Origin of the sequence: Streptomyces sp. NPDC048142 (assembly GCF_043202835.1) — a bacterium.
Classification (GTDB): Bacteria; Actinomycetota; Actinomycetes; order Streptomycetales; family Streptomycetaceae; genus Streptomyces.
Genome location: NZ_JBIDBC010000007.1, coordinates 112,350 through 138,373 on the forward strand (window position 1 = coordinate 112,350; position 26,024 = coordinate 138,373).

Below are 26,024 nucleotides of genomic sequence, written 5' to 3' on the forward strand. Positions count from 1 at the left end.
CGGGGCTCACTCCCTACGCCACATTGACCCGCTGGCCGGGCGGCGCCGCCTCCAGCCAGGCGAGGAAGCCGGTCAGGGCGTCCTCGCTCATCGCCAGCTCCAGGCGCGTCCCGCGATGGAGACAGCCGAGCACGACGGAGTCGGACAGCAGCGCGAGCTCCTCCTCGCCCTCCGGCAGCCGGCGGGCGATCACCTCGATCGCAGAACGCTCCAGGCCCCGGCGGGGGCGAGGAGCGTAGGAGAAGACCCGGAACCAGTCGACGCGGTCACCGCTGTAGCGGGCGACCCCGTACACCCAGCCTTTGCCGAGCGTGTCGGGTTCCTCCGACACGTCCCAGCGCAGGCTGCAGTCGAAGGTCCCTCCGGACCGCTGGATCAGCCGCCTGCGCAGGCCGAAGACGAACAGTCCCAACAGGACCAGCACGACGACGGACGCGCCCACCCACAACGCGAGGACCATCTCCACCGACCTCCTCGCATCGTCGAGTAACGGATACCGAAAACCGTATTGCACCTGCATCGCCTCAGCCGCGACACGGCTGGATTGCTCCAGCGCGGGCCGCGGCTGAGTAAAAACATCTGTCAGTGGGGGTGCTAGCGCACCGCCACAGCGCGCAGTCGTACATCGGCGCGCCGCTGGGCAGCGGCGTCCGCGTCCGACTTCGCGAGCTCCAGCGCCCGCTCGGCGCGCTCGACATCGATCTCGTCGGCCAGCTCGGCGATCTCGGCCAGCAGCGACAGCTTGTCGTCCGCGAACGAGATGAATCCACCGTGCACGGCGGCGATGACGGTGCCGCCCTCACTCGTGCGGATCGTCACCGGGCCCGATTCCAGCACACCGAGAAGCGGCTGGTGACCGGGCATGACGCCGATGTCGCCGGACGTGGTGCGCGCGACGACCAGGGTGGCCTCGCCGGACCAGACACTTCGGTCCGCGGCGACCAGCTCGACATGCAGCTCAGCAGCCAAGGGTGGCTCCTCGGGTCACCACCCGGCCTCCCGGCCGGGTGTTGGGTCAATTCTACGGGGCGTGGTGAGGGGGGCGGGACACACCCACCCCCCTCGGTGAGCCGGAGGCTCAGGAGACGCCGAGCTCCTTGGCCTTGGCCTTGAGGTCGTCCAGGCCGCCGCACATGAAGAACGCCTGCTCGGGGAAGTGGTCGTAGTCCCCGTCGCAGATCGCGTTGAACGCGGAGATCGACTCGTCGAGCGGGACGTCCGAACCGTCCAGGCCGGTGAACTGCTTGGCGGCGTGGGTGTTCTGCGACAGGAAGCGCTCGACGCGACGGGCACGGTGGACAACGAGCTTGTCCTCCTCGCCCAGCTCGTCGATACCGAGGATCGCGATGATGTCCTGGAGGTCCTTGTACTTCTGCAGGATTCCCTTGACGCGGCTGGCCGCGGCGTAGTGGTCCTGCGAGATGTAGCGGGGGTCCAGGATGCGGGACGTGGAGTCCAGCGGGTCCACGGCCGGGTAGATGCCCTTCTCGGAGATCGGACGGGAGAGAACCGTCGTCGCGTCGAGGTGGGCGAACGTGGTGGCCGGGGCCGGGTCGGTCAGGTCGTCCGCGGGGACGTAGATCGCCTGCATCGAGGTGATCGAGTGACCACGCGTCGAGGTGATGCGCTCCTGGAGCACACCCATCTCGTCGGCCAGGGTCGGCTGGTAACCCACCGCGGACGGCATGCGGCCGAGCAGCGTGGAGACCTCGGAGCCGGCCTGCGTGAAGCGGAAGATGTTGTCGATGAAGAGCAGCACGTCCTGCTTCTGCACATCGCGGAAGTACTCCGCCATGGTCAGGGCGGACAGGGCCACGCGCAGACGCGTCCCCGGCGGCTCGTCCATCTGGCCGAAGACGAGCGCGGTCTTCTCCAGAACGCCCGACTCGGTCATCTCGTCGATGAGGTCGTTGCCCTCACGGGTGCGCTCACCGACACCGGCGAACACCGACACACCGTCGTGCAGCTTCGCCACACGCATGATCATTTCCTGGATGAGGACCGTCTTGCCGACGCCCGCACCACCGAACAGACCGATCTTGCCGCCCTTGACGTACGGGGTCAGCAGGTCGACGACCTTCAGGCCGGTCTCGAACATCTCGGTCTTCGACTCGAGCTGGTCGAAGGCCGGGGCCTTGCGGTGGATCGGCCAGCGCTCGGTGATCTGCGCCTCGGCCTCCGGCTCGTTCAGGATCTGACCGAGGGTGTTGAACACCTTGCCCTTGGTGATGTCACCGACGGGGACGGTGATGCCCTCGCCCGTGTTGGTCACCGGGGCCTGGCGGACCAGGCCGTCGGTGGGCTGCATCGAGATCGCACGGACCACGCCGTCACCCAGGTGCTGGGCGACTTCCAGGGTCAGCGTCTTGCGGGCGCCGTCCTCGGCGGGGTCCGCGACCTCGACGTGGAGGGCGTTGTAGATCTCCGGCATCGCGTCGACGGGGAACTCCACGTCGACGACCGGGCCGATGACCCGGGCGACGCGGCCCGTGGCAGCGGCCGTCTCAACTGTCGTCGTCATTACTTGTCACTCCCCGCGGTCGCGTCGGCCAGAGCACTGGCACCGCCGACGATCTCGCTGATTTCCTGGGTGATTTCGGCCTGTCGGGCCGCGTTGGCAAGCCGGGACAGGCTCTTGATGAGGTCCCCGGCGTTGTCGGTGGCCGACTTCATCGCGCGGCGGCGGGCAGCGTGCTCGGAAGCGGCCGCCTGCAGCAGTGCGTTGTAGATGCGGCTCTCGACGTAGCGCGGCAGAAGGGCGTCGAGGACGTCCTCGGCCGACGGCTCGAAGTCGAACAGCGGAAGGATCTCACCCTTGCGGGTGCTCTCCTTCGCCACCTCGTCGAGCGAAAGCGGCAGCATCCGGTCGTCGACCGCGTTCTGCGTCATCATCGACACGAATTCCGTGAAGACGATGTGCAGCTCGTCGACGCCGCCCTCGGCCGTGTCCTTCTGGATGGCCGCGATCAACGGGGCGGCGATGCTCTTGGCATCGGCGTACGCCGGGTTGTCGGTGAAGCCGGTCCAGGAGTCCTCGACCTTGCGCTCGCGGAAGCCGTAGTACGCGACACCCTTGCGGCCGACGATGTACGTGTCGACCTCCTTGCCCTCGGAGGCAAGGCGCTCGCGCAGTCGCTCCGCGGCCTTGATGGCGTTGGAGGAGTAGCCGCCGGCCAGACCGCGGTCGCTCGTGACGAGCAGGACCGCGGCCCGGGTCGGGGCCTCGACCTCGGTGGTGAGCGGGTGCTTGGCGTTGGAGCCGGTCGCCACCGCGGTCACCGCACGGGTGAGCTCGGTCGCGTACGGCTTGGACGCCGCCACCTTGCGCTGTGCCTTGACGATGCGCGAGGCGGCGATCATCTCCATCGCCTTGGTGATCTTCTTGGTCGCGGTGACGGCTTGGATGCGGCGCTTGTAAACGCGAAGCTGAGCGCCCATCGATCAGCCCTCGCCCAGGAGCTTGCCGTCCGAGGTCTCGAACTGCTGCTTGAAGGCGGCGATCGCGTCGGCGATCGACTGCAGCGTGTCGTCGGACATCTTGCCGCCCTCGGCGATGCTGGTCAGGAGGTCCTTGCGCTCACGGCGCAGGTACTCCAGCAGCTCGCCTTCGAAGCGGCGGATGTCCTCGACCGGGACGTCGTCCATCTTGCCCGTGGTGCCGGCCCAGACCGAGACGACCTGCTCCTCCATCGGGAACGGGGCGTACTGCGGCTGCTTCAGCAGCTCGACCATGCGCTTACCGCGCTCCAGCGAGGCCTTCGAGGCCGCGTCCAGGTCGGAACCGAAGGCGGCGAACGCCTCCAGCTCACGGTACTGGGCGAGGTCCACGCGAAGCCGGCCGGAGACCTGCTTCATGGCCTTGTGCTGGGCGGAGCCACCGACTCGGGAGACCGAGATACCGACGTTGAGCGCCGGACGCTGACCCGCGTTGAACAGGTCGGACTCCAGGAAGCACTGGCCGTCGGTGATGGAGATGACGTTGGTCGGAATGAACGCCGACACGTCGTTCGCCTTGGTCTCGACGATCGGGAGGCCCGTCATCGAACCGGCGCCCATCTCGTCGGAGAGCTTGGCGCAGCGCTCCAGCAGACGCGAGTGCAGGTAGAAGACGTCACCCGGGTAGGCCTCGCGGCCCGGCGGGCGGCGCAGCAGCAGGGACACGGCGCGGTAGGCGTCGGCCTGCTTCGAGAGGTCGTCGAAGATGATCAGGACGTGCTTGCCGGCGTACATCCAGTGCTGGCCGATGGCCGAACCGGTGTACGGCGCCAGGTACTTGAAGCCGGCCGGGTCGGACGCCGGGGCGGCGACGATGGTCGTGTACTCCAGCGCACCGGCCTCTTCGAGCGCACCACGCACGGAGGCGATGGTGGAACCCTTCTGACCGATGGCGACGTAGATGCAGCGGACCTGCTTGTTCACGTCGCCCGAGCGCCAGTTGTCGCGCTGGTTGATGATCGTGTCGACGGCCAGAGCGGTCTTACCCGTCTGACGGTCGCCGATGATCAGCTGACGCTGGCCGCGGCCGATCGGCACCATGGCGTCGACGGCCTTGTAGCCGGTCTGCATCGGCTCGTGCACCGACTTGCGGACCATGACGCCAGGGGCCTGCAGCTCGAGGGCGCGGCGGCTGTCGGTCTCGATCTCGCCGAGACCGTCGATCGGGTTGCCGAGCGGGTCGACGACGCGGCCGAGGTAACCCTCGCCGACGCCGACGGAGAGCACCTCACCGGTGCGCTGCACCGGCTGGCCCTCCTCGATACCGCTGAACTCGCCGAGGACGATCGCACCGATCTCGCGCTCCTCGAGGTTGAGGGCGAGACCGAGGGTGCCGTCCTCGAACTTCAGCAGCTCGTTCGCCATGGCGGAGGGAAGACCCTCCACCTTCGCGATGCCGTCGCCGGCAACGCTGACCGTACCGACCTCCTCGCGCGAGGCCGCGTCCGGCTGGTACGACTGGACAAAGTTATCCAGTGCGTCCCGGATCTCCTCCGGCCGGATCGTGAGCTCCGCCATCTGGGTTCCCTGCTCTCCTTGTTGGGCCCGAAGTTTCTTAAGGGGGTCTGGGGGCCGACCCCCAGGAATCTTCTGCAATTTCTGCACGGCCCAACCGGGCCGCTGGTCTTGCTTGTTCTTTTGCGCTGAGGTCAGCCGGCCATGCGCCGGGTCGCCTCTTCGAGGCGCTCCGCGACGGTGCCGTTGATGATCTCGTCACCGACGCGCACCGAGATCCCGCCGAGGACCGCGGGGTCCACGTCCAGGTTCAGGTGCATCTGCCGGCCGTAGAGCTTCGCCAGGGCGTCGCCGAGGCGCTGCTTCTGCCGGTCGCTGAGCGGCACCGCCGAGGTGACGACGGCGACCATACGGTCCCGGCGCTCCGCGGCGAGCTTGGACAGCGAGTCCAGCCCTGCTTCCAGGCTACGTCCACGGGGCTGGGTGACCAGGCGGACGATGATCCGCTCGGTGACCGGCTGTGCCTTGCCGCCGAGCAGGCTGCGCAGCAGCTCGCCCTTGGCGGACGCCGTGGCCGTACGGCTGGTGAGCGCGGAGCGCAGCTCCTTGTCGGAGCCGACGATCCGGCCGAACCGGAACAGCTCGTCCTCGACGTCGTCGAGGTTGCCGCCGCGCTGGGCCGCGGTGAGGTCTGCGGTGTTCGCCAGCTCCTCGACCGAGTCCACCAGGTCACGCGACTGCGACCAGCGGGACCGGACCAGTCCGGAGACCAGGTCGAGGCTCTCGCCGCCCACCTGCCCGCCGAGCAGCCGCGCGGCCAGCTCGGCCTTGCTCTCGCCGCTCTGGGCCGGGTCGGTGAGGACCCGGCGCAGGGACACCTCGCGGTGAAGCAGCGCGGTGACCGATGCCAGCTCCTCGGCGAGCTTCGCCGCGTCGACCGACGTGTTGTCGGTCAGCGCGTCGAGACGCTCGCGTGCGGCAGCCAGTGCTTCGCGGCTCGCGCCGTTCATCGGGCAGCCTCGGCCTTCGCCTCGAGCTCGTCGAGGAAACGGTCGACGGTGCCGCTCTGCCGGGCGTGGTCCTGGAGGGACTCACCGACGAGCTTGCCGGCCAGGTCGGTGGCGAGCTTGCCCACGTCCTGACGCAGCGCCGAGGCAGCGGCCTTGCGGTCTGCCTCGATCTGGGTGTGGCCGGCGGCGATGATCTCTTCGCGCTGCCGCTGACCTTCCGCCTTCATCTCCTGGATGATGACGGCACCCTGCTCCTGCGCCTCCTGGCGCAGACGGGCGGCCTCGTGGCGGGCCTCGGCGAGCTGAGCCTTGTACTGCTCAAGAACGCTCTGGGCCTCGGTCTGAGCCGCTTCGGCCTTCTCGATGCCACCCTCGATCGCCTCGCGGCGCTCTTCCAGGGTCTTGTTGATCACCGGAAGCAGCTTCTTCGAGAAGACGAAGAAGACGATGCCGAAGCAGATCAAGCCGATGACGATCTCGGGCCACACCGGGAGGAGAGGGTCCTGCGCCTTCTCGGCTGCCAGATACATCATGGTGGACCTTTCGTCGAATAGAGCTACAGGCACAACGTCACTTGACGATGAACGGGACGACGAAGCCGATCAGGGCCAGGGCCTCGACGACGGCGAAGCCGAGCAGCATGTTCTGGCGGATGAGGCCGGCAGCCTCGGGCTGGCGGGCGATGGCCTGCACACCGTTACCGAAGATGATGCCGATGCCGATACCGGGGCCGATCGCGGCGAGGCCGTAGCCGATGGTGCCGACGTTGCCGTTCACGGCCGCGAGGGTCTCGAAAGCAGCAGACATGTCTGTGGTTCCTTCTCTTGGTGGGACCGGTGGAAATGGTCTTCGCACCGGGCGTCTGGGGAGGTGAGGGGTGAAGCCGGGGGGCTATCGGGTCCTCAGTGGGCTTCTTCGAGCGCCTGGGAGAGGTACGTGGCGGTCAGCACCGTGAACACATAGGCCTGAAGGGCCTGGATGAACAACTCGAACACGGTGAGGATCAGCGTCATGATGAACGACGCTCCGGCGTAGACCGTGCCGAGGACGGTGCCGAGCATGTACCAGGTGGCGATCGTGAAGATCAGGATCAGGATGTGGCCCGCGAACATGTTCGCGAAGAGTCGCACCGCCAGCGTGAACGGCCGGACGAAGACGTTGGAGATAAACTCCAGCGGCGTCAGCAGCACGTAGATCGGCTTGGGCAGACCGCTCGGGACGCAGAGGTTACGGATGCCTCCGACGAATCCGTTCGACCGGAACGTCACCGTCATGTACGTCACCCAGACCACCAGGGCCAGGCCGACGGGGTACGCGATGACGGAGCTGACCGGGAACTGGGCGATCGGAATGATGGCCCAGAGGTTCAGCATCCAGACGAAGAAGAACAGCGAGACCAGCAGAGGAACGAAGGGCTCGCCCTTCTTGCCGATGACCTCACGGGCGATGCCGCGGTGGACGAAGTCGTACAGCGCCTCGGCGACCATCTGCAGCTTGCCCGGAACGACCTTGGGCTTCGAGAATCCGGCCCAGAAGAAGGCCAGGATCGCGAACGTGCCGATGATCGCGAGCAGCATGGGCTTGTTGAACTCGACAGGCCCAATGGTGAAGAGCGGCTCGAACATGAACGACCACACGCTGGGGGCATGGAACCCGCAGTCCTTGAACAGGTGGCAGTTCGTCTCGAAGGCGAGCGTCTGGGCGTCAGTCACCAAGAGCTCCTTCTGCATGGCGCATGGATGCGGCTACCTCGTTGTGTCGGAGCGGCGGGTGGCCGCAGGTCGGCACCGGACTGGTTTCTTACGGTGAGGAGGCGGCGGCCGGGCCCGAAGCCTCGCGATGAATCAAGCGACCGCCCTGTTGCCCGCGCTCGCACTACCGCAACCGAGACCGGACGATAGCAGCACGTCGAACACGACTTTATTCCGGCCCTACTCGTCACGGTCTCCCCCAGCTCCGCCCGGACGGTTCCGGGTGTCCGCGTCGGGGTCGACGTAAAGGGTCTTGCTCCGCGAGTGCAGCACGGCCTGCGTGGTGATCCATATGATCACGGCCGCGACCAGCGAGAGGGCGAAGACCTGAAGATCGAAGAGAGAGGTGTTCCTGATGCTCAGGATGAAGATGAGCAGGAGCACGAGCTGGGCCGAGTAAATCATCAGCCCCATGCCCTGGAACAGGTGAGGCATGGTCTTGCCGACCCAGTTGAGCGCCAGCAGTCCGAGCGCCATGAAGACGATCACGACCACGCAGCCCACCGCCGCACCGATCGCCCCCTCGCCACCGGCGAGCAGCCCGCCGACAAGCGTGGCGATGGCGCCCACTGCGGCGGTGGGGGTGGCGATGCGCAGTAGTTCGCGCATGTCGGACTGCATGGCGGCAGCTCCACTGGTCTGAGAGGAGGAATGGGGCGTCGTCATGGACGAGCGTAGGCCCGGTCCGCGAGGCGGAACTTCGGGCCAATGGACCGTCCTACTAAGGTCCTTCGGCTCCGTCACCGGGTCTCGTGAACGGTATCACAAACTATTTGATGAGGTCTTTACCTGGAAAGTGTGCCAACTGTCACACATGAGAGTTACTCCGCGCGTGTGTGCACGACAAGGCGGCGCAATGTCTGGTAATGCACCACGGGTTCCGAATCGTCAGCGCGAGGAGTCGATGGAACGGCGATCCGGGAACCGTGAACGAGCGCCGATCGCGGTAGCGCCGTTGACACCGGACACCCCGACCGCCACAGGGGCCCGTTCGGCGTCCTCCTCGCCCATCCGAGCGTCTGCCGAGCCCTGTTGGGCCCCGGAGGCCACGAGCGCCGGCTTCTCCTCGTGCGCGTGCGAGAGGGACGACGACGCCCGCTCCGCCGCACGGCGCCGGTAGCGCGGCGGCACCATGCGGTTGGCCCAGTGCGGGGCGCGCGGGGTGAAGCGCGGCATCAGCAGCAGGACCAGGCCCACCGCGCTCGCCGCGATGATGGTGAAGACGATCCACATCGAGGCCGAGTGCACCGAGTAGGCGACGGCGCCGAAGGCGATGATGGCCGACCAGAAGTACATGATCAGCACGGCCCGGCTGTGCGAGTGGCCGATCTCCAGCAGCCGGTGGTGCAGGTGGCCCCGGTCGGCGGCGAACGGCGACTGGCCGTTCCAGGTACGCCGGACGATAGCGAGGATCAGGTCGGCGGCGGGGATCGCGATGATCGTCAGCGGCAGCACCAGCGGGATGAAGACCGGGAACATCGCATGGGTCGCCCCGCGCTCGCTGCCCTCGAAGAAGATCTTCATGTTGTCCGGGTCGACCTGGCCGGTGATCGAGATCGCGCCCGCCGCCAGCACCAGGCCGATCAGCATCGAGCCGGAGTCGCCCATGAAGATCCGCGCCGGGTGCATGTTGTGCGGCAGAAAACCGAGGCACATGCCCATCAGGATCGCCGCGAACAGCGTCGCGGGGGCCGCCGCCTCGATCCCGTACCCCATCCAGAGGCGGTACGCGTACAGGAAGAACGCCGCCGACGCGATGCACACCATGCCCGCCGCGAGCCCGTCCAGGCCGTCGACGAAGTTGACCGCGTTGATCGTGATGACGACCAGCGCCACCGTGAGCAGCGTGCCCTGCCACTGGGTGAGGGCGACCGTGCCGACGCCGGGGATCGGCAGCCACAGGATCGTGAGCCCCTGGATGACCATGACGGCGGCGGCGATCATCTGGCCGCCGAGCTTGATCAGGGCGTCGATCTCGAACTTGTCGTCGAGAACGCCGATCAGCCAGATCAGGGCGGCGCCGGAGAGCAACGCCCTCGGCTCGTTGGAGAGTTCGAAGACGCCCTTCAGGTTGTGCAGGTGGTCGGCGACGATCAGTCCCGCACACAGTCCGCCGAACATGGCGATCCCACCGAGCCGGGGTGTCGGCTCCCGGTGGACGTCGCGCGCACGGATCGCGGGCATCGCCCCGACCGCGATGGCGAACTTACGCACCGGTCCGGTCAGCAGATAAGTCACCGCTGCCGTGACACAGAGCGTCAGCAGGTAATCACGCACAGGCTGCCCCACAGAACTCGCCGGCCATCCAAAAACCACACCCTAGTCTCTGCAACAAGGACTCCACGGTACGGGTGATGGTTGCACAGGGTTCGTGTGCCCCGGACGGGGCGGAGTCCGCTACCCCGGATAGGGCGGATTGCGGGCGGCCAGTTCACGGACCTCCGCCGCGATCGGGCTCACATCGCCCGGCTCCCGGACGGCCGCTCCGAACAGGGCCGCGATCCTGGCCATGTCCCCGTCGTCCATCCCCTGGGTGGTGACGGCGGCGGTGCCCAGGCGGATGCCCCGGGCGTCCCCGTACGGCAGGGCGCAGGTGTCCAGGACCAGACCGGCCGCCGCCAGCCGCAGCCGGGCGGTGCGGCCGTCGACGCCGAGCGGGGCCGGGTCCGCGACGACGATGTGGGTGTCGGTGCCGCCCGTGGTGATCTCGAAGCCCTCCGCCTCCAGGCCGGCGGCGAGCACCCGGGCGTGGGCGACGACCTGGTGGGCGTAGAGCGTGTACGCCGGTGTCTCCGCCTCCCCGAACGCGACGGCCTTCGCCGCCACCGTGTGCATCTGCGCGCCGCCCTGGGTGAACGGGAACACCGCCCGGTCGATCCGCTCGGCCAGCTCAGCGCCGCACAGGATCATCCCGCCGCGCGGGCCGCGCAGCACCTTGTGCGTGGTGGCGCAGACCACGTCGGCGTACGGGACCGGGTTCGGCGCCGCTCCCCCGGCGATCAGCCCCATCGGGTGGGCGGCGTCGACGATCAGATACGCCCCGGCCTCGTCGGCGATCTCCCGGAACAGCTCGTAGTCGGGGTGGCGGGGGTAGGAGATCGAGCCGCAGACGATGGCCTTGGGGCGGCGGGCGCGGGCCAGGGCGCGGAGCCGGGTGTAGTCGATGAGCCCGGTGTCCGGGTCCACCCCGTAGCCGGCGAAGTCGAACCAGCGGCCGGAGAAGTTGCCCGGCGAACCGTGGGTGAGGTGCCCCCCGTACGGCAGTCCCATCGCGAGCACCGTGTCACCGGGGCGCAGCAGCGCGGCGTACGCGGCGAGGACGGCGGAGGAGCCGGAGTGCGGCTGGACGTTGGCGTGCTCGGCGCCGAAGAGGGCGGTGGCCCGGCGCACCGCGATGCGTTCGGCGGCGTCCGCGTGCTCGCAGCCGCCGTGGTGGCGGGCGCCCGGGTATCCCTCGGCGTACTTGTTGGCGAGCGGGGAGCCGAGGGCGGCGAGGACCGCGGGCGACTGGAAGTTCTCCGCGGCGATCAGCTGGAGGGTGCTCGCCTGCCGGCCGCTCTCCGCGAGCAGGACCCCGGCGACCTCCGGGTCCTGGCGGAGCAGGGCGCCGAAGTCCTGGGGCAGGGCGTCGGGCGCGGGCGACACGGCTGCGGGTGCGGCGGGAGAGGTGACCGGCATGGGACGGCTCCGGGCCTGGAGGTGGGTGCGCCGGCGAGGGGTGCCGGTGTCAGCTCCAATGTAGGCCGGGGCGGGGCGCTGTGCCCGCTGTCACGCGGTCCCGTACGCCGGTCGGCGCACCGGCGCCCGGTACGGCGTGGGTACGCCGGTCAGTGCGGGGCGCGTACGCCGGTGAGCGCGGTGACGACGGGGTCGAGCGCCTGGTTGATCTCGTCGCCGATGGAGCGGAAGAAGGTGATGGGGGCGCCGTACGGGTCGTAGACCTCGTCCGCCTCGGCGGTCGGGGCCAGCAGCCAGCCGCGCAGCGCGGCGGCGGCGCGCACCAGGGCGCGGGCCCGCTCGACGACGCCCTCGTCACGCGGGTCGGGCAGGGTGGCCGGGTCTATGGCCCGCACCAGCCGGGTGAACTCCTTGAGCGTGAAGGTGCGCAGGCCCGCGGAGTGGCCCATGGAGATGACCTGGGCGCGGTGGTCGCGGGTGGCGGTGAGGACCAGGTCGGCGCGGATCACGTGCTCGTCGAGCAGCTCGCGGCCGACGAAGCCGGTGGCGTCCGCGCCGAAGTCGGCGAGGACGACCTCGGCGTTGGCCTCCATGGGCGCGCCTTCGTGGCCCCAGGTGCCGGCGCTCTCCACGATCAGGCCGCCGCTGAGCGGGTCGTCGAGGCGGTCCACCAGGGCATGGCGGGTCAGCCGCTCGGTGATCGGCGAGCGGCAGACGTTGCCGGTGCTGACGTGGAGGATGCGGAAGGTGTCGGTCCGCCCTGCTATGCCACGCCCCTCGGGGGCGGTCAATTGGCCACCTCGAGGTCGGGGACCACCTTGCGCAGCTCCTCCGCGGAGAGGGCGCCGACGCGCAGCAGGACCGGGGTGGCGCCGGTGACGTCGACGATCGAGGACGGCACGATGCCGGGCGTCGGGCCGCCGTCGAGGTAGACGGAGACGGAGTCGCCGAGCATGCCCTGGGCGGCGTCGCAGTCCTCCGGCGAGGGGTGTCCGGTGAGGTTGGCGCTGGAGACGGCCATCGGGCCGACCTCGGTCAGCAGCTCGATGGCGACCGGGTGCAGCGGCATCCGGATGGCGACGGTGCCCCGGGTGTCGCCGAGGTCCCACTGGAGGGAGGGCTGGTGCCGGGCGACGAGGGTGAGGGCGCCGGGCCAGAAGGCGTCGACGAGCTCCCAGGCCTCCTCCGAGAAGTCGGTGACCAGTCCGTGCAGGGTGTTCGGCGAGCCGATGAGGACGGGGGTGGGCATGTTGCGGCCCCGGCCCTTGGCGTCCAGCAGGTCCGCGACGGCTTCCGAGGTGAAGGCGTCCGCACCGATCCCGTACACGGTGTCGGTGGGCAGCACGACCAGTTCGCCCCGGCGGACGGCCGATGCGGCCTCGCGCAGGCCCGTGGTCCGGTCGGTGGCGTCGTTGCAGTCGTATCGCCGAGCCATCAGCCGGCCTCCTGGAGCGGGTACGGGTACGGGTACGGGTGGTGCCGGGGGCCGGTCACGGCATGGCCTTGCGAGCGGTGGCGAACCGGGGCCGCTTGTTCAGGTCGGGGTGGTCTGCGGCGTCCGCCCAGCCCCGCTCCTCGGTGAAGATCCACGGCACCTGGCCGCCCTGGGTGTCGGCGTGCTCGATGACGACGAGGCCGCCGGGGCGCAGCAGGCGGTGGGCGGTGCGTTCGAGGCCGCGGATGGTGTCGAGGCCGTCCTCGCCGGAGAACAGAGCCATCTCCGGGTCGTGGTCGCGGGCCTCGGGGGCGACGTACTCCCACTCGGTGAGCGGGATGTACGGCGGGTTGGAGATCACCAGGTCGACCTGGCCGTCGAGTTCGGGAAGGGCGCTGAGGGCATCTCCGCGGTGGACGGTGACCCTGGACCCCTCGGCGTTCTTCCGCGTCCACCTGAGAGCGTCCTCGGACAGCTCCACGGCGTGCACCCGGGAGCGGGGGACCTCCTGCGCCATGGCGAGCGCGATGGCGCCCGATCCGGTGCACAGGTCGACGACGACGGGTTCGACGACGTCCATCGCGCGCACCGCGTCTATGGCCCAGCCGACGACCGACTCGGTCTCCGGGCGGGGCACGAAGACACCGGGTCCGACCTGGAGCTCCAGGTAGCGGAAGAAGGCGCGGCCGGTGATGTGCTGGAGGGGTTCGCGGGCCTCACGGCGGGCGATCGTCTCCCAGTACCGGGCGTCGAAGTCCGTGTCGGGCACCGTGTGCAGCGCACCCCGCTTCACCCCGTGGACGAAGGCCGCGAGTTCCTCGGCGTCGAATCGCGGTGAGGGGACACCGGCGTCGGCCAGCCGCTGGGTGGCCTGGGCCACCTCGGCGAGCAGCAGGTTCATCGCGGTTCTCCGTACGGGTTACGGGTGTGCGGGGCGGGCGGGTCGCTTACGCGTTGGCGAGCTTGGCGGCGGAGTCGGCGTCGACGCATGCCTGGATGACGGCGTCGAGCTCCCCGTCGAGGACCTGGTCCAAGTTGTACGCCTTGAAGCCGACCCGGTGGTCCGAGATGCGGTTTTCCGGGAAGTTGTACGTCCGGATCTTCTCGGAGCGGTCGACGGTACGGACCTGGCTGCGGCGTACGTCGGAGGCTTCCTGCTCGGCGGCTTCCTGGGCGGCGGCCAGCAGCCGGGAGCGCAGGATGCGCATGGCCTGCTCCTTGTTCTGGAGCTGGCTCTTCTCGTTCTGGCAGGAGGCGACGACGCCGGTGGGCAGGTGCGTGATACGGACGGCGGAGTCGGTCGTGTTGACGGACTGCCCGCCGGGGCCCGAGGAGCGGTAGACGTCGATACGGAGATCGTTGGCGTGGATCTCGACCTCGACCTCCTCGGCCTCGGGGGTGACGAGCACGCCCGCGGCGGAGGTGTGGATGCGGCCCTGGGACTCGGTGGAGGGCACGCGCTGCACGCGGTGCACGCCGCCCTCGTACTTCATCCGGGCCCAGACGCCCTGGCCGGGCTCGGTGGCGCCGTTGCCGCCCTTGGTCTTCACGGCGACCTGGACGTCCTTGTAGCCGCCGAGCTCGGACTCGGTGGAGTCGATGATCTCGGTCTTCCAGCCGATGCGCTCCGCGTAGCGCAGGTACATGCGCAGCAGGTCACCGGCGAACAGGGCGGACTCGTCGCCGCCGGCGCCCGCCTTGATCTCCAGGAGCACGTCCTTGTCGTCGCTGGGGTCGCGCGGGACGAGGAGGAGGCGGAGCTTCTCGGTGAGCTCTTCGCGCTGCTTCTCCAGGTCCTTGACCTCGGCGGCGAAGTCGGGGTCGTCCGCCGCGTACTCGCGGGCGGTCTCGATGTCCTCGCCGGTCTGCTTCCAGGTCCGGTACGTGGAGACGATCGGGGTCAGCTCCGCGTAGCGCTTGTTCAGCTTGCGCGCGTTGGCCTGGTCGGCGTGGACCGACGGGTCGGCGAGCTGCTCTTCGAGACCGGCGTGTTCGCCGATCAGTTCCTCGACCGCCTCGAACATTCGGGGGCTCCTGGTTGGTTTTGCGTCTGCGGGCCTGCTGGAGGGCGTACTGCCCGGCGGGGTGTCCCGGGGAGGGGTTCCCTGGGACACCCGACCGGAAAAACGCCGGTTCCGACGCCCCCGGGAAGAGGGCGCCGAGAACCGGCGCAGTGGCTCGCTACTTGCTGGCGGAGCCGGCAGCCTTGCCGAAGCGGGCCTCGAAGCGGGCCACGCGGCCGCCGGTGTCGAGGATCTTCTGCTTGCCCGTGTAGAACGGGTGGCACTCGGAGCAGACGTCGGCGCGGATGGCGCCGCTGTCGATGGTGCTCCGGGTGGTGAACGACGCACCGCAGGTGCAGCTGACCTGCGTCTCGACGTACTCGGGGTGGATGTCGCGCTTCAAGGTGTCTCCTAGTTTCGGGAGGGCGCCGGGTCGTCCGCGCGGATTGCGCGGCCGTGAACCGGGGCCGACGTACCAGTCTGCCAGGACCGGCCGTATCTCCCAAAACCGGGGGCGGAGCGCAGGTATTCCCCGACGCCCCGCGCACGGAGGGTGACGGCCCGCCCGGTCCGTGCGCCGGCCGGGGCTATTCGACGACCTGCGCGGCCTCGCCCTTGTCGCCGGCCGACTTCTCGGTGGCGGAGGCGGGGATCGGCCGGTCGTTCCTGAGGGCGGCCCAGACCTGCCGGCCGGCCTCCTCCTGCGGCAGGACCCGGTTCGGGTCCACCCGGTCGTACTCCACGGGCAGGGTCACCATGTGGACGTTCTTCGCGTTCAGCCCCTTGAGGCCGCCCGCGAAGCCGGTGAGCTTCTTGACCGAGCTCAGCCCGGAATCGGTGGTGACGGCCTTGGTGGCGGCGTCCGCGAGGCCGAACAGCTTCTTGGGGCTGGAGAACACCCCGACGCTCTTCGCCTGCTCCATCAGCGCCTTGATGAACGCCTGCTGGAGCTGGATCCGCCCGAGGTCGCTGCCGTCGCCGACGCTCTTGCGGGTACGGACGAGGCCGAGGGACTGCTCGCCGTTCAGGGTGTGGGTGCCCGGCTCCAGGTCCAGATGGCTCTTGGCGTCGTCGATCCCGGTCCTCGTGGTGATCTCGACGCCGCCGAGCTCGTCGATGAGCTCCTTGAAACCGGTGAAGTCGACTTCCAGGTAGTGGTCCATGCGGATGCCGGACATCGACTCGACGGTCTTCACCGCGCAGGCGGGCCCGCCGACCTCGTAGGCGGTGTTGAACATCGCCCGGTGCTGGGCCGGGACCGGGTCGCCCGTCGTGTCGCTCGTACAGGCGGGGCGTTCGATGAGGGTGTCGCGCGGTATCGAGACGACGCTCGCGGACTTGTGGCCCTTGTCGACGTGCACGACCATCGCCGTGTCCGAGCGGGCCCCGCCCTCGTCGGCGCCGTACTCCCCGTTGTCGCCGGAGCGTGAGTCGGAGCCCAGCACCAGGATGTCCTGCGAACCGTCGTCCACGTCGTCGGGACGGTCGGCGCCGAGCTTGGCGTCGATGTCGACGCTGGAGAGGTTGCCGTCGAGCACCGTGTACGCGTATCCGAGTCCGGCCCCGCCGACGACCACGACGCCCGCCGCCGTCCAGGCGGCGACGATCTTGGCGCGGTGCCGGCGCGACGGCTTCCGCCGCCGGCTGCCGGTGCCGCGTATGCGGCCGGTACTCCTGCTCTGCTCGCTCACGCGTCTCCCTCGGTCCTGGCGCTCCGCTGCTCCTCGCCCCCGGCGTGATGGTTCCGGGAGGGTTTGTCATCTCTTGATCAGACGTCGAAGCAGCAAGAAGGGTTGCACGGGGGCCTGTGCTCCCGGTTCGGACGGCAGGTGCGGTGCGCGGGCCGGCGGCGGCCGGTGATCCGGCGTCCACCTGCGGTTTCCCGGCCGCTGCCGGCACCGGCCGGAGCGCCGTCGGACGGCCCGCCGTGTGGCAAAGGTCTCGGGCCGGACCGGCGGACGCACGAAGGCCTCCGTCACCGGAGTGACGGAGGCCTTCGTGCTCAACTGCCGGAAGAACGTCAGTCGTTGCCGTTTCCGCTGCCCGGCGTCGTCTTCTGGATCTGGAGCAGGAACTCCGCGTTGGACTGGGTCTTCTTCATCCGGTCCAGGAGGAGTTCGATCGCCTGCTGCTGGTCGAGCGCGTGCAGCACCCGGCGCAGTTTCCAGACGACCGCCAGTTCGTCGGTGCCGAGCAGGATCTCTTCCTTACGGGTGGAGGACGCGTCGACGTCCACCGCCGGGAAGATGCGCTTGTCCGAGAGCTTCCGGTCGAGCTTGAGCTCCATGTTGCCGGTGCCCTTGAACTCCTCGAAGATCACCTCGTCCATGCGCGAGCCGGTCTCGACGAGCGCGGTGGCCAGGATGGTCAGCGAGCCGCCGTCCTCGATGTTGCGCGCGGCGCCGAAGAAGCGCTTCGGGGGGTACAGCGCGGTCGAGTCGACACCACCGGAGAGGATGCGGCCGGAGGCCGGCGCCGCGAGGTTGTACGCGCGGCCCAGGCGGGTGATCGAGTCGAGCAGGACGACCACGTCGTGACCCAGCTCGACGAGGCGCTTGGCGCGCTCGATGGCCAGCTCGGCGACGGTGGTGTGGTCCTCGGCGGGACGGTCGAAGGTCGAGGAGATGACCTCGCCCTTCACCGACCGCTGCATGTCGGTGACCTCTTCCGGACGCTCGTCGACCAGGACGACCATCAGGTGGCACTCGGGGCTGTTGACCGTGATCGCGTTGGCGATGGCCTGCAGGATCATGGTCTTGCCGGTCTTCGGCGGGGCCACGATGAGCCCGCGCTGGCCCTTGCCGATCGGGGCCACCAGGTCGATGATCCGCGTCGTCAGGATGTTGGAGTCGGTCTCCAGACGGAGCCGGTCCTGCGGGTAGAGCGGGGTCAGCTTCTGGAACTCGGGGCGGCCGCGGCCGGACTCGGGGGCCATGCCGTTGACCGAGTCGAGGCGGACCAGCGCGTTGAACTTCTCGCGCCGCTCGCCGTCCTTGGGCTGACGCACCGCGCCGGTGACGTGGTCACCCTTGCGCAGGCCGTTCTTGCGGACCTGGGCGAGCGAGACGTACACGTCGTTCGGGCCCGGCAGGTAGCCGGAGGTCCGGATGAACGCGTAGTTGTCGAGGATGTCCAGGATGCCCGCGACGGGGATCAGGACGTCGTCGTCGGCCACCTGCACGTCGCTCGCGAAGTCGTCGCGCCCGCGACGGCCACGGCGGTCGCGGTAGCGGCCGCGACGGCCGCGACGGCCGCCCGCCTCGTCGTCGAAGTCGTCCTGCGGACCGTTGTCACGATTCTGCTGGCCCTGGCCCTGGCCCTGGCCTTGGCCCTGCCCCTGGCGCTGCGGGCGCTGCCCGCCGCCGCCCTGCTGGCCCTGGTCGTCGCCCTTGCCGCGGCGGTCGCGCTGACGCTCGCGGCGCTCACCGCGCTCGCCCCGCTCACCGCGGTCCCGGCGGTCGCCTCGACGGCCCTCGGCCGTGTCGGCGGCGGCCTCGGCCTTGGCGTCGCCCTTCGGCTCGGCCCGCTCCTCGGTCTTCTGCTCGGCCTGGGGCTCCGCCTTGGCCTTGACCTCGGTCTTCGCCTCGGTCCTGGCGTCGGGGCTGCCCGCCTGCGCGGTCGCACGGCGGCGACGACGCTCGCCCGCGGGCTGGTCGTCGCTGGCCGGCTGGCCGGGGATGTCGATCTGCTGCTGGGCCGATTCCTTCTCGGCGGCGGCAGCGGCGCCCTCGTCCCCGGTGCGCGCCTTGGAGGTCGCGCGGCGCTTCGGCTTGCTCTCCGCCTCGGCGGGGGCCTCTGCGGCCTTGGTGGAGGTCTTGGGGGCGGCGGATCCGCCGCCCGCCTGCGCCTCCTTGATGACCTCGATCAGCTGGCTCTTGCGCATCCGCGCGGTGCCCCTGATGCCGAGGCCGGACGCGACCTGCTGCAGCTCGGCCAGGACCATGCCCTCGAGGCCGGTGCCGGAGCGGCGGCGCCGTGCGGTGGTGCCAGTGGCAGCACCTTCGGCGGGCGCGGCGCTGTCGACGTTCTTGTCGGCAGTCACGCCCATCAGATCGGTGGTGTCGCTCACGAAGGGTCCTTCCCTGGAGCGGACGTCGGCCTTCTGGCTCGGCGACCGGTTGTGCTGTCCGACTGCGGTCTGTTGATCTTGCTGGATCGCGGACCTTGCCGGGGCGGTGGTCCGCCGGGTACGGCGGAGAGATGAACGTGCGGGGTCCGGCGCGAGATCCCCCTGCTCGGCCCACTCCTGGACGAGCGAGGGGTGTCGTGCCGGTTCCGGAGCGTGCTCGAAACTGCTCAGGCAGGCTGCTCAGGCAGTTGGGGAGGCTCCCGGAAGAATGGTGGTCCCGGAGGGGGACACAAAGCAACGCGCCTCAAAGACGTCGGTTGCAGACTTGAGGTTAACACTACCGGCTCCAACAAATATTCCCCCTCTCGCTCACCGGTAATCACATGCGGTTACGCGGCCAGCGGCAGCACACTGGCGCCCGTCGCGTCCAGGGCCAGCCGGTTCGCCGCCCAGCCCTCCCCCGCCAGTCGGGCGACCTTGTCGGCCGAGCTCTCCTCCGTCAGCGCGAGGACCGTGGGCCCCGCACCGGAGATGACCGCGGGCACCCCGTCGGCGCGCAGACGGTTGACCAGTTCCACGCTCTGAGGCATGGCGGGGCCCCGGTATTCCTGGTGGATCCGGTCCTCGGTGGCGGCGAGCAGCAGCTCGGGGCGACGGGTCAGGGCCTCGACGAGCAGGGCCGCCCGGCCGGCGTTGAGGGCCGCGTCGACGTGCGGGACGGTGCGCGGGAGCAGGCCGCGCGCCGTCTCGGTGAGCACCGGGCGCCCGGGTACGAAGACCACCGGTACGACGGAACCGGCGGGGTCCATCCTGATCGCCCGAGCCGCGCCGCCGTCCATCCAGGCGAGCGTGAATCCGCCGAGCAGACAGGCCGCGACATTGTCGGGGTGCCCCTCGATCTCGGTCGCCAGCTCCAGCAGGGCCGCGTCGTCGAAGCGGGCGTCGCCGCCGGTCGTCACGGCGCGGGCGGCGACGATTCCGGCGCAGATGGCGGCCGAGGAGGAGCCGAGGCCGCGGCCGTGCGGGATGCGGTTGGCGCAGACGATCTCCAGCCCGCGGGGCTGCCCGCCGAGCAGGTCGAACGCGGTGCGCAGGGAGCGCACGAGCAGGTGGCTCTCGTCGCGGGGCAGCGTCTCGCCGCCCTCACCTGCGATGTCGATGTGCAGCCCGGAGTCGGCGACCCGGACGACCACGTCGTCGTACAGCCCCAGCGAGAGGCCCAGGGCGTCGAAACCCGGTCCCAGGTTGGCGCTGGTTGCGGGGACGCGCACCCTGACGGCGGCGGCTCGGAACGCGGGACCGGCCATCGGGCGGACCACTCCTTGTAAGGCGGCGGGGATGCAGTGCTGGTGGCTCTGCGGCGGCGGGACGTGAAGGCGGGGCGGTGGGCTGCTGCGAACGGTGGGGGTCATGGCGGTGGGGGTCGCGGCTGTGCGGAGGGCTCCGAAGCGGTGCGGGAATCCGGCGGCCTGCCCGGCGGCCACGACGGGGACCGCAGGCGTGGCGGTCCGGCGGGCGGATGCCGGGCGGATGGGATACAGCTTATCGAAGGTAGGTTCTGTGGCGACATAGGGCGCACAGGAGGCGCACGATGCGTGTCGCCCGCCTCCCATGCGCTCTCCGCCCCGGAAAAGGGCCGGTTGAGGCGGGTTGTCGCGGTTGCCCCGGGCCGGCCGCGGCGGGCGACGCCGCCGGCCGGCCCGGGGGCCCGGTCAGACGAGTCCGAGCTTCTCGGCGGCGGCGGCCGCGTCGACCGGTACGGTGACCGGCTGCGGGGCGCCCGCGACGGCCCAGTCGGGGTCCTTGAGGCCGTTGCCGGTGACCGTGCAGACGATGCGCTGGCCGGGGTCGACCTTGCCCTCCTCGGCGGCCTTGAGCAGGCCGGCGACGGACGCGGCCGACGCGGGCTCCACGAAGACGCCCTCCCGGGAGGCCAACAGCCGGTACGCGGACAGGATCTGTCGGTCCGTCACCTCGTCGATGAAGCCGCCCGACTCGTCGCGTGCGGCGAGCGCGTAGTTCCAGGAGGCCGGGTTGCCGATACGGATCGCGGTGGCGATGGTGGACGGGTCCTTGACGACCTCGCCGCGCACGATGGGCGCGGAGCCGGAGGCCTGGAAGCCCCACATGCGCGGGGAGCGGGTCGAGACGCCGTCGCCGGCGTACTCGGTGTACCCCTTCCAGTACGCGGTGATGTTGCCCGCGTTGCCGACCGGCAGGACGTGGATGTCGGGGGCGTCGCCGAGCGCGTCGACGATCTCGAACGCGGCGGTCTTCTGTCCCTCGATACGGACCGGATTGACCGAATTGACCAGCGCCACCGGGTAGTTGTCCGAGAGCGAGCGGGCCAGGGTCAGGCAGTCGTCGAAATTTCCGTCGACCTGAAGGATCTTGGCGCCGTGCACGAGCGCCTGGCCCATCTTGCCGAGCGCGATCTTGCCCTGCGGTACGAGGACGGCGCAGACCATTCCCGCACGCACCGCGTACGCCGCGGCGGAGGCCGAGGTGTTGCCGGTGGAGGCGCAGATGACGGCCTTCGCCCCCTCCTCCTTGGCCCGGGTGATGGCCATGGTCATGCCGCGGTCCTTGAACGAACCGGTGGGGTTGGCGCCCTCGACCTTGAGGTGCACCTCGCAGCCCGTGCGCTCGGAGAGGACCTGCGCCGGAACGAGCGGCGTACCGCCCTCACGAAGCGTGACGACCGGCGTCGTAGCTGTGACCGGAAGGCGGTCCCGGTACTCCTCGATGATGCCGCGCCACTGGTGGGTGCCCTTGCTGGTCATGGGTCCTTACTCCCCTTCAACACGCATGATGCTGGCGACACCGCGCACGGTGTCGAGCTTGCGCAGCGCTTCGACGGTCCCGGAGAGGGCGGCGTCGGGCGCGCGGTGGGTGACGACGACGAGGGACGCCTCGCCGTCCTTTCCCTGCTGGCGGACGGTATCGATGGATACGCCCTGCTCGGCGAAGACCGTCGCCACCTGGGCGAGGACGCCCGGCTTGTCGGCCACGTCGAGGCTGATGTGGTAGCGCGTGACGACCTCGCCCATGGGGCTGACCGGCAGGCGGGTGTAGGCGGACTCACCGGGGCCGGTGGCCTCGCCCAGTTTGTTGCGGCAGACCGCGACGAGGTCGCCGAGGACCGCGGACGCGGTCGGCGAGCCGCCGGCGCCGGGACCGTAGAACATGAGCTGGCCCGCGGCGTCGGCCTCGATGAAGACCGCGTTGTACGCCTCGCGGACCGAGGCCAGCGGGTGGCTGAGCGGGATCATCGCGGGATGTACGCGGGCGGTGACGGAGGCCCCGTCGGCGGCGCGCTCGCAGATGGCCAGCAGCTTGACCGTGCAGCCCATCCGGCGGGCGGAGGCGATGTCGGCGGCGGCGACCTCGGTGATGCCCTCGCGGTGCACGTCGCCGATCTTCACCCGGGTGTGGAAGGCGATCCCGGCGAGGATCGCGGCCTTCGCGGCGGCGTCGAAGCCCTCGACGTCGGCGGTCGGGTCGGCCTCGGCGTACCCGAGGGCGGTGGCCTCGTCGAGCGCCTCGGAGTAGCCGGCGCCGCTGGTGTCCATCTTGTCGAGGATGAAGTTGGTCGTGCCGTTGACGATGCCGAGCACCCGGTTGACCTTGTCGCCGGCGAGCGACTCGCGCAGCGGCCGCACCAGCGGGATGGCTCCGGCGACGGCTGCCTCGTAGTACAGATCGCGGCCGTACTTCTCGGCGGCGGCGTGCAGGGCGGCGCCGTCCTCGGCGAGCAGCGCCTTGTTCGCGGAGACGACGCTCGCGCCGTTCTCGAAGGCGGTGGTGATGAGTGCGCGGGCCGGCTCGATGCCCCCGATGACCTCGATGACGACGTCGATGTCGCCGCGCCGCATGAGCGCGGTCGCGTCGGTGGTGATCAGTGCGGGGTCGATGCCCTCACGCACCTTCGAGGGCCGGCGGACGGCCACACCGGCGAGCTCGACGGGCGCGCCGATGCGCGCCGCGAGGTCGTCGGCGTGCGTCGTCATGATGCGCGCCACCTCTGAGCCGACCACTCCACAGCCCAGCAGCGCCACCTTCAGCGGACGCGTACGCATCATCCGACCTCGTTTCTCATACCTAGTCCCTCCGGCGATTGGGGAGCGGCGTCGCGGGGCTCCTTCTCCCACCCCCCAATCGCCGGAGGGTCATACTCATGTGTGGACCAGTCTCACTCACCGGACGGGAGTTTCTGACCCCCGTCCGGATCCTGAGATGACTATTTCATCAGCCGACATCGAGGCGCAGGAGATCTTCCTCCGTCTCGCGCCGGACGATGACGCGGGCCTCTCCGTCGCGGACCGCGACGACCGGCGGGCGCAGTGCGTGGTTGTAGTTGCTCGCCATGGAACGGCAGTACGCGCCGGTGGCGGGGACGGCGATCAGATCGCCGGGGGCCAGGTCGGCGGGCAGGAACGCGTCCTTGACCACGATGTCACCGCTCTCGCAGTGCTTGCCGACGACCCGCACGAGCATGGGCTCGGCGTCCGAGGTGCGGGAGACGAGCGCGACGCTGTATTCGGCGTCGTACAGCGCGGTGCGGATGTTGTCCGACATGCCGCCGTCGACGCTGACGTACGTCCGCAGCCCCTCCAGGGGCTTGATGGTGCCGACCTCGTACAGCGTGAACGCGGTCGGTCCGACGATGGCGCGCCCCGGCTCGACGGAGATCCGGGGAGTGCGCAGCTTCGCCGACTCGCACTCACGGGTGACGATGTCGCTGAGCGCCTTGGCGATCTCGTGCGGCTCGCGGGGATCGTCCTCGGAGGTGTACGCGATACCGAGGCCGCCGCCGAGGTCGATCTCGGGCAGTTCGATGCCGTGCTCGTCGCGGATCTCGGCGAGCAGCTGCACCACCCGCCGGGCGGAGACCTCGAAGCCGGCCATGTCGAAGATCTGCGATCCGATGTGCGAGTGGACGCCGATGAGTTCGAGCCCGTCGAGGGCGAGCGCGCGGCGCACGGCTTCGGCGGCCTGCCCGTCGGCGAGCGCGATGCCGAACTTCTGGTCCTCGTGCGCGGTGGCGATGAACTCGTGGGTGTGGGCCTCGACGCCGACGGTGACACGGATCTGTACCCGCTGGCGGACGCCGTGCCGCTGGGCGATGTGCGCGACGCGGACGATCTCCTGGAAGGAGTCGAGCACGATCCGCCCGACGCCCGCCTCGACGGCCCGCTCGATCTCGGCGACGGTCTTGTTGTTGCCGTGGAAGGCGATGCGCTCGGCGGGCATGCCCGCGTCGAGGGCGGTGGTCAGCTCACCGCCGGAGCAGACGTCGAGGTTGAGTCCTTCTTCGGTGAGCCAGCGGACGATCGCGCGGGAGAGGAAGGCCTTCCCCGCGTAGAAGACGTCGGCGTCCGGCCCGAAGGCGTCCGCCCAGGCCCGGCAGCGGGCCCGGAAGTCGCTCTCGTCGAGGAAGTAGGCGGGGGTGCCGAACTCCTCCGCGAGCCGGGCGACGGCGATCCCGCCGACGGTGAGGGCGCCGTCGGCGTCCCGGGAGACGGTACGGGCCCAGACCTTCTCGTCGAGGACGTTGAGGTCGGCGGCGGGAGCGGAGTAGTGCCCCTCGGTGAAGACGTCGGCGTGACGGGGTCCTGCGGGGTGTGCGGAGCGGCTCATCGTGATGGTTCTTTCAGGTCTCTTCTGATCGCGTCAGAGGTGTTCGGGCGCACGGATACCGAGCAGGGACAGGCCGCCTGCCAGCACCGTCCCGGCGGCTTCGGCGAGAGCCAGCCGGGCACGGTGGGCGGCCGAGGGTTTCTCGTCACCGGCGGGCAGGGGCGGGCAGGAGTCGTGGAAGTCGAAGAACGCGTGCGCGACGGCTTCCAGCTGCCGGGCGACCCGGTCGGGCGCGCGGTGACGGGCCCCGGCGAGCAGGACGCCGGGGTGGTCGGCGATGAGGTCGAGGAGGGGGCGGGCGGCGCTGTCGTAGAGGGCGGGGCCCTCGGCGTGCCTGGCGGGTTCGGCGTACGGGGCGAGGCCTTCGCCGTACGGGCCGGGTCGTTCGCTGCACGCGGCGTGCGGGGCGGACTCGGCGTGGACCTGCCCGTACGGGGCGTGCTCGGCGGGTTCGGCGTACGGGGCGTGCTCGGCGGTGAAGCCGAGGAGGGCGGCCCCGCGGGTGAGGGCGCGGGCCCTGGCGTGGGCGTACCGGACCCGGAAGAGCGGGTTGGCCTCGCCCTGGACGAGCAGTTCGGGGCCGAGGGCGGCGCGGTCGTGCCCGGCCGGCCGCAGGAGCCCCCAGCGGGCCGCGTCGGGCCCGAGCCGCTCCAGCAGCTCTCCCGCGGCGGCCCCGGCGGGGACGGGCCGGATCCCGGTGAGCGGTACGGGGGGCGTCCCGTGCGCGTCGACGACGACGCCGAGGCGGGCCCAGTCCGGGTCGGACGCCTCCTCGCAGCTGATCCGGACCCGGGCGCCCTGGGAGATGACGAGCCGGCGCACGGCATGGGCGGTGACGGCGGCGCGCACCTCCCGCGCGTGGTGGAACTGGAGGACCTGGTCCCGGAGCGCGTCCCCGTGTCCGTACGCGAGTCCCTGTTCCCGTACGGCGTCGAGCACGGCCCGGTCGCCATCGGCCGGGGCGTCGAGGGTGAAGCTCAGGAACCCCGGTCCGGTGATCTCGACCCGCCCGACACCGGGCTCGGCGGCGACGCGTTCCCGCAGGATGCGCGCGACCTCCAGGGCGGGCAGCGCGGCGGGCCCGGCGAGCTGGAGCGCGACGGCGCAGGCGTAGTCACCGCTGCCGCCGGGCCGTGTCCTCTCCACCCGCACGCGCGCGGGCACGGGTACGCGCAACGCATCCTCGTCGACCGCGCGGCGCACGGCGTGCAGCACGGTCCGGGAGAGGTCGGCGGGGGTCACGGGTCAAGCGTAGGTGAGAGAGGGGGGCACTTCGCGACCCGGTTTCGCCATCCGGTCAGCCGGACCGGTGTCGCCACCCCGACAGCGGGCCCTGGCTGACGGCCCCGGTCGGCCGACCCCGGACCCGCTGGCTCCGGACAGCAGGCCCCGGACCGGAATCTGTCGCCGCTCGGGACAGCCGGACCCGGACCGGAACCTGTCACCGCTCCGGACAGCCGGACCCGGACCAGAACCTGTCGCCGCCCC

Annotated in this window: 24 protein-coding genes; all 24 read right to left on the reverse strand. The window is 70.3% G+C overall.

Annotation, left to right across the window (positions count from 1 at the left end):
* Window positions 1-13: 13 nt before the first annotated feature.
* Entirely contained in the window at window positions 14-460 is a 447-nt protein-coding gene (locus tag ACGF2Y_RS12010; protein ID WP_392945762.1) for a DUF2550 domain-containing protein, read from the reverse strand.
* 134 nt (window positions 461-594) lie between these two features.
* Window positions 595-969, reverse strand: a complete 375-nt coding sequence (locus ACGF2Y_RS12015) for a F0F1 ATP synthase subunit epsilon (protein ID WP_003966248.1) — start codon at window positions 967-969, stop codon at window positions 595-597.
* A gap of 109 nt (window positions 970-1,078) precedes the next feature.
* On the reverse strand, window positions 1,079-2,521 hold the full coding sequence (atpD, locus tag ACGF2Y_RS12020; RefSeq protein ID WP_018958984.1) for a F0F1 ATP synthase subunit beta: 1,443 nt from the start codon (window positions 2,519-2,521) through the stop codon (window positions 1,079-1,081).
* Window positions 2,521-3,438: a F0F1 ATP synthase subunit gamma gene (locus ACGF2Y_RS12025; RefSeq protein ID WP_392945506.1), complete on the reverse strand. Its 918-nt coding sequence runs from the start codon at window positions 3,436-3,438 to the stop codon at window positions 2,521-2,523. Before ACGF2Y_RS12025 ends, atpD begins: the two co-directional genes overlap by 1 nt.
* Before the next feature lie 3 nt (window positions 3,439-3,441).
* Window positions 3,442-5,013, reverse strand: a complete 1,572-nt coding sequence (gene atpA, locus ACGF2Y_RS12030) for a F0F1 ATP synthase subunit alpha (protein WP_392945508.1) — start codon at window positions 5,011-5,013, stop codon at window positions 3,442-3,444.
* 131 nt (window positions 5,014-5,144) lie between these two features.
* Complete coding sequence (locus ACGF2Y_RS12035; protein WP_392945510.1) at window positions 5,145-5,960, reverse strand: F0F1 ATP synthase subunit delta; 816 nt, start codon at window positions 5,958-5,960, stop codon at window positions 5,145-5,147.
* The gene (locus ACGF2Y_RS12040) at window positions 5,957-6,493 is read right to left on the reverse strand and encodes a F0F1 ATP synthase subunit B (protein ID WP_391893180.1); all 537 of its coding nucleotides are present in this window, start codon (window positions 6,491-6,493) and stop codon (window positions 5,957-5,959) included. Before ACGF2Y_RS12040 ends, ACGF2Y_RS12035 begins: the two co-directional genes overlap by 4 nt.
* A gap of 37 nt (window positions 6,494-6,530) precedes the next feature.
* Window positions 6,531-6,767 (reverse strand): ATP synthase F0 subunit C, encoded by a 237-nt coding sequence (atpE, locus tag ACGF2Y_RS12045; RefSeq protein ID WP_003966254.1) that lies wholly within the window; start codon window positions 6,765-6,767, stop codon window positions 6,531-6,533.
* 95 nt (window positions 6,768-6,862) lie between these two features.
* Window positions 6,863-7,690, reverse strand: a complete 828-nt coding sequence (atpB, locus tag ACGF2Y_RS12050) for a F0F1 ATP synthase subunit A (RefSeq protein ID WP_161265985.1) — start codon at window positions 7,688-7,690, stop codon at window positions 6,863-6,865.
* Between the two features lie 201 nt (window positions 7,691-7,891).
* Window positions 7,892-8,332 carry a hypothetical protein gene (locus ACGF2Y_RS12055; RefSeq protein ID WP_392945514.1) on the reverse strand — a complete coding sequence of 147 codons (441 nt, stop codon included), beginning with the start codon at window positions 8,330-8,332 and terminating at the stop codon, window positions 7,892-7,894.
* Between the two features lie 267 nt (window positions 8,333-8,599).
* Window positions 8,600-10,000 (reverse strand): MraY family glycosyltransferase, encoded by a 1,401-nt coding sequence (locus ACGF2Y_RS12060; RefSeq protein WP_392945516.1) that lies wholly within the window; start codon window positions 9,998-10,000, stop codon window positions 8,600-8,602.
* 108 nt (window positions 10,001-10,108) lie between these two features.
* A complete protein-coding gene (gene glyA / locus ACGF2Y_RS12065) occupies window positions 10,109-11,389 on the reverse strand; it encodes a serine hydroxymethyltransferase (protein WP_392945518.1) in 1,281 nt (426 codons plus the stop codon).
* Between the two features lie 149 nt (window positions 11,390-11,538).
* Window positions 11,539-12,180 carry a protein-tyrosine-phosphatase gene (locus ACGF2Y_RS12070; RefSeq protein WP_392945520.1) on the reverse strand — a complete coding sequence of 214 codons (642 nt, stop codon included), beginning with the start codon at window positions 12,178-12,180 and terminating at the stop codon, window positions 11,539-11,541.
* Window positions 12,177-12,824 (reverse strand): L-threonylcarbamoyladenylate synthase, encoded by a 648-nt coding sequence (locus tag ACGF2Y_RS12075; protein ID WP_392945522.1) that lies wholly within the window; start codon window positions 12,822-12,824, stop codon window positions 12,177-12,179. Before ACGF2Y_RS12075 ends, ACGF2Y_RS12070 begins: the two co-directional genes overlap by 4 nt.
* 55 nt (window positions 12,825-12,879) lie before the next feature.
* A complete protein-coding gene (prmC, locus tag ACGF2Y_RS12080) occupies window positions 12,880-13,725 on the reverse strand; it encodes a peptide chain release factor N(5)-glutamine methyltransferase (protein WP_392945524.1) in 846 nt (281 codons plus the stop codon).
* A 46-nt stretch (window positions 13,726-13,771) separates the two neighbouring features.
* Window positions 13,772-14,848, reverse strand: a complete 1,077-nt coding sequence (gene prfA, locus ACGF2Y_RS12085; RefSeq protein WP_392945526.1) for a peptide chain release factor 1 — start codon at window positions 14,846-14,848, stop codon at window positions 13,772-13,774.
* Between the two features lie 157 nt (window positions 14,849-15,005).
* Entirely contained in the window at window positions 15,006-15,230 is a 225-nt protein-coding gene (rpmE, locus tag ACGF2Y_RS12090) for a 50S ribosomal protein L31 (protein ID WP_015611364.1), read from the reverse strand.
* 184 nt (window positions 15,231-15,414) lie between these two features.
* A complete protein-coding gene (locus tag ACGF2Y_RS12095; protein ID WP_392945529.1) occupies window positions 15,415-16,518 on the reverse strand; it encodes an LCP family protein in 1,104 nt (367 codons plus the stop codon).
* Window positions 16,519-16,847: 329 nt separating this feature from the next.
* Window positions 16,848-18,896 (reverse strand): transcription termination factor Rho, encoded by a 2,049-nt coding sequence (gene rho / locus ACGF2Y_RS12100; protein ID WP_392945531.1) that lies wholly within the window; start codon window positions 18,894-18,896, stop codon window positions 16,848-16,850.
* Window positions 18,897-19,285: 389 nt separating this feature from the next.
* Window positions 19,286-20,203: a homoserine kinase gene (thrB, locus tag ACGF2Y_RS12105; protein WP_392945533.1), complete on the reverse strand. Its 918-nt coding sequence runs from the start codon at window positions 20,201-20,203 to the stop codon at window positions 19,286-19,288.
* 405 nt (window positions 20,204-20,608) lie between these two features.
* A complete protein-coding gene (thrC, locus tag ACGF2Y_RS12110) occupies window positions 20,609-21,679 on the reverse strand; it encodes a threonine synthase (RefSeq protein ID WP_392945535.1) in 1,071 nt (356 codons plus the stop codon).
* A gap of 6 nt (window positions 21,680-21,685) precedes the next feature.
* Complete coding sequence (locus ACGF2Y_RS12115; protein WP_392945763.1) at window positions 21,686-22,975, reverse strand: homoserine dehydrogenase; 1,290 nt, start codon at window positions 22,973-22,975, stop codon at window positions 21,686-21,688.
* 169 nt (window positions 22,976-23,144) lie between these two features.
* Window positions 23,145-24,536, reverse strand: coding sequence for a diaminopimelate decarboxylase (gene lysA / locus ACGF2Y_RS12120; protein ID WP_392945537.1), 1,392 nt, complete (start codon window positions 24,534-24,536; stop codon window positions 23,145-23,147).
* A 33-nt stretch (window positions 24,537-24,569) separates the two neighbouring features.
* Complete coding sequence (gene nrtL, locus ACGF2Y_RS12125; RefSeq protein WP_392945539.1) at window positions 24,570-25,778, reverse strand: ArgS-related anticodon-binding protein NrtL; 1,209 nt, start codon at window positions 25,776-25,778, stop codon at window positions 24,570-24,572.
* Between the last annotated feature and the right edge of the window lie 246 nt (window positions 25,779-26,024).